We start from the raw sequence: 4,189 nt of genomic DNA, 5'->3' as shown, positions 1-4,189 counted from the left end.
CCGTCCTGGTCGCACCGATCGGCGCCGCGGGCCTGGTGCGCCGCGACGCCGACGTCCACATCGGGCGCGCCGCGGCCGAGCGCGGACTGCCGTACATCCTGTCCTCCCAGGGCTCGTCGCCGATGGAGGCCACTGCCGCGGCGATGAAGGACGGGCCGCGCTGGTTCCAGCTGTACTGGAGCAGGGACGAGCAGCTTGTCGACAGCTTCATCTCCCGGGCGGAGGCCGCGGGCGCCGGGGCGCTGGTCGTCACCCTCGACACCACGACGCTCGGCTGGCGGCCGTGGGATCTCGACCTGGGATCGCTCCCGTTCACGAGGGGGGTCGGGATCGCCCAGTACACCTCCGACCCCCGCTTCGCCGAGATGGTGGCCGACCGGGTCGCGCGTGAGGCCGCCGCCGGCGCCGGCACGGACCCCGACGCGGTCAAGGTCACGCCGAAGGCCGTCGTGACGCTGCTCGAGATGGCCCGGAACCACCCGGGCGCGTTCCGCAGGAACCTCACCGCCCCCGAGACCCGCGCCGCCGTCCAGACCTTTCTCGACACGTTCTCCAACCCGGCGCTGAACTGGGACCACATCGCCACGCTGCGGGACCGGACGCGACTGCCGGTCGTCCTCAAGGGCGTCCTGCACCCGGAGGACGCCCAGCGGGCCTTCGACATGGGCGTCGACGCGGTCATGGTCTCCAACCACGGGGGCCGCCAGGTGGACGGGTCCATCGGCACGCTGGACGCCCTCGTGCGCATCCGCGAGGCCGTCGGCCCCGAGCCGACCCTGCTGCTGGACTCCGGCATCCGCAACGGCACGGACGTGGTCAAGGCCATGGCGTGCGGCGCGGACGCCGTGACGATCGGCCGGCCGCACATCTACGGGCTCGCCATCGCCGGGCAGCGGGGGGTGGGCGAGGTGCTCGACAACCTGCTCGCGGAGATCGACCTCACGCTGTCCCTGTGTGGCGCGAGCTCGTGGGACGACGTGGACGCCTCGCTCCTGGCCTGAGGCGGACGCCGCTCTTCCTGTCCATCCGCCGCTGCTCCCGGCCACCCGCCACTGCTCCGGCCACCCACCGCCTCGCGGTACGCCTGACGGAAAAGACCCTCGGTCTCCGCGATACTGCTCGCAGGCGTCGGCACCCTGCCCGCCCCCAGACCGACCGCGAGGACCTCGATGCGTGACCCCGAACTGTCCGTCCTGCTCACCGTCTACCACGCGATCGCGCCCTCGCAGCTCCGCGATGCCCTGGACAGTGTGCACGCGCAGACGGTTCAGCCGGCTGAGGTGATCGTGGTGGAGGACGGTCCCCTGCCGCCCGCGCTGCGTGAGGTCCTGGACTCCACCCCGGACCTGCAGCGGTTCGCGCTACCCCAGAACCTCGGCGCCGCCGCGGCGTCCCAACGCGGGTTCGACGAGGTCCGGACCAGCTGGGTCGCCCGCCAGGACGCCGACGACATCTCCCTGCCCGAGCGGTTCGAGCGGCAACTCGACGCCGCCCGCACGCTCGGGGTGGACGTCCTGGGTTCGGCGATGCTCGAGTTCGACACCGACCCGGAGCACCCGAAGGCCATGCGCGCCCTGCCCACCGAGCACGAGGACATCGCCCGCTACGCGCGCATCAACAACCCGGTCAACAACCCGTCCCTGCTGGCCCGCACCGACGCCATCCGCGCCGTCGGCGGGTACCGCCACGTGCCCTACCAGGAGGACTACGACCTGATGATCCGCCTGATCGGCGCGGGCTACCGCCTGCACAACCTGCCCGAACCGCTGGTGAAGTTCCGCGTCACTGATGCTCAGTTCTCCCGTCGCAAGAGCCGCCAGCTCACGGCCTCCGAGCGCACCATTCAACGCACCCTCCTCGACGCGGGCATGATCTCCCGTCCCCGCGCCGTGGCCAACTACCTCGCCCGCAACGCCTACCGGCGTCTGCCCGCCCCCGCCATGAACGCGGCCTACCGACGGATCTTCCACAGCTGACCGACCCCGCTCCTGACACGGGTGTGCCCCCTCACCGCAATCGGCGAGGGGGCACACGCGTAGTGCCGTCGAGCACGCTCAGATGATCGGCACGCCGTCCCGCTTGGCCTCGGCGGCCTCCCTGATGAAGGCTCCTACCAGGACGGCCAGGACGCCGGCCACGATCACGGGCCAGATCAGGACGTAGATCGTCAGAAGTATCGGTGTCATCTGCAGTTCCTCTCCTAGACGCGGACGACGTCGTCGTCGTCATCGTTCTTGTTCTCGGCCGTGTTCCGGGCGTCGGCGTCGGCGAGCTCCTCCGCCACCGCGTCGGTGTCGTAGTCGGCGGTGGCCAACGCGATCTCGTCGAAGTCGTAGTCCATCGAACTGCGGTACGACATCGCCACGCAGACGATCGTGCTGACCGCGTACGCGACGAGTGAGGCCGTGAGCGTGTCGTAGTCACGCAGGAAGCCGAGGATGAACGGCGCGCTGCCGAGGGCCGCGACGACAGCCACGACGAGCGCCGGCCTGAGTCCCAGGAAGCCGAACACCATCAGGCCCAGGACCACGCCCACACCCACCACGGCGAGCGCCTCGACGGCGTATGCGAGCACGCCGGAGTCCGGGATCAGCCCGAAGCGAGTGGGCAGGAAGACCGCCAGGGCGACCAGCACGGAGACGGTGAAGGCCGAGTTGGTGACCTTCTTCCAGTAGAAGCTCGCGATCACCGGGAAGACCAGTGCGCCCCACAGCGCGCCCACGAACACCAACAGATCGAGGATGTTGAACCGGATGTTGGCGAAGAACAAGGCGGCCACCGTGGCCAGGACCATGGTGATCCGGCCGACGATGAGCATCACCCGGGGGTTGGGCACCGTGCCACGGCCGCGCATGCCCTGCCCGTACAGGTCGCTCATCGCGATCGACGACATCGCGGACAGGTCCGAGTCCGCGGTGGAGGACAGCGAACCGATGATCATGATGAAGAACACCGCCACCAGGACACCGGGCAGGTACTCGGCCGCCACCTGGGGAAGCACGTTGTTCGGGTCGCCGTCGACGGGATCGATCCCCGCGTAGAGGGCGAGCACGCCGACCATGCCGATGCCGATGATCGTGGCGCCGTACCCGATGGTCGCCGTGATGAAGGTCGGCCTGATCAGGTCCTCGCGGACCGCGAACAGTCGCTGCGCGATGGTCTGGTTGCCGATCGCGTAGGCGAGGACGGCAGCGATGTACGGAGCACCCTGGTTGAGGAACGCATCCGAGGAGAAGAACGACTGCTGCTGCGGGGTCAGGTTCTGGGCCCCGGTGGTGAACAGGTCGACTCCACCGAGGAAGAAGAACATCGACGGCACGATGATGATCACCGCGCCGAGCATCGCCAGTACCTGCGCGAAGTCGGTGAGCACGGAGGCGCGGAAACCGGACCACAGCGTGTAGAGCAGGACGCCCGCGGCGATCACGATCACGCCCTGGATGAAGCTGAACGGGCTGAGCATCGAGATCAGCGCGCCGCCGGCGATGAAGTTCGACGTCAACGAGATGACGGAACCCAGGATATTGGATCCGGCCAGCATGAACTGGGAGGACCTACCGTGGCGGGCGAACATGACCTCCGCGAGAGTGTGCGCCTGCGGGGCGACCTCGCGGATGCGTTTACCGAAGGGATAGATGAACAGGATCATCAGGGCTCCCCAGAACCCGTAGTGGATCGGCCCTGAAATGCCGTAGAGGTATCCGGAGTTGACCGAGGCGTACATGGAGGACGCCCAGATCCACGTGGCGGTCATCGACGCGGCCGAGATCCCGAACCCGATCTTGTGGCCGGCGGTCATGAAACTGTCGGCGTTCTCTTTCCTCTTGGCGATCCGCGTGGACATGACCATGGTGCCGCCGTAGAACAACACCAGAAGTAGAACCACGGCCGTTGCGCTCAGCGCTGTAGAGCTCAGCAAATCTGCCCCTCTCCCTCTTCATTTGTCATGTGAACACGCTGAGCCTAGTGAATGCACCGCCTTAACGAAGAATCGACGTGGGGACGGCGTTGTGCGGATGGCCAAGTGCATGGAGCACTATCCGCGAAGTTCCGGGCCTCGACCAGGCTTTTGCTGGAGGAAATCCCCAAACGGCATGCAAACGGCATCGCACGCCCTCGCGCGCGGGTCGCGTGCTCGTCCCCACTCCACATCCGCTCGCCCGTCCACCCGCTCCACATCCGCTCGCCC

4 protein-coding genes are annotated in these 4,189 nt (G+C 68.1%); 2 read left to right on the top strand and 2 right to left on the bottom strand.

The window, feature by feature from the left end; all coding sequences use genetic code 11:
• Together G6028_RS07985 and G6028_RS07980 are read left to right on the top strand one after the other, a co-directional pair.
• The coding region (locus G6028_RS07985) for an alpha-hydroxy-acid oxidizing protein (protein ID WP_182658559.1) at positions 1-1,001 on the top strand (1,001 nt) is incomplete at its 5' end.
• A gap of 168 nt (positions 1,002-1,169) precedes the next feature.
• Complete coding sequence (locus G6028_RS07980; RefSeq protein ID WP_182658558.1) at positions 1,170-1,976, top strand: glycosyltransferase; 807 nt, start codon at positions 1,170-1,172, stop codon at positions 1,974-1,976.
• Positions 1,977-2,054: 78 nt separating this feature from the next.
• Here G6028_RS07980 and G6028_RS17635 read toward each other — a convergent pair whose 3' ends face one another.
• Both G6028_RS17635 and G6028_RS07975 read right to left on the bottom strand, forming a co-directional pair.
• Positions 2,055-2,186, bottom strand: coding sequence for a putative transporter small subunit (locus G6028_RS17635; protein WP_218873259.1), 132 nt, complete (start codon positions 2,184-2,186; stop codon positions 2,055-2,057).
• Positions 2,187-2,200: 14 nt separating this feature from the next.
• Positions 2,201-3,850, bottom strand: a complete 1,650-nt coding sequence (locus G6028_RS07975) for a sodium:solute symporter family protein (protein ID WP_422110527.1) — start codon at positions 3,848-3,850, stop codon at positions 2,201-2,203.
• Positions 3,851-4,189: the final 339 nt, after the last annotated feature.

The organism is Dietzia cercidiphylli (assembly GCF_014145145.1).
GTDB lineage: Bacteria > Actinomycetota > Actinomycetes > Mycobacteriales > Mycobacteriaceae > Dietzia > Dietzia natronolimnaea.
This window is presented reverse-complemented; position numbering and strand designations above follow the sequence as displayed.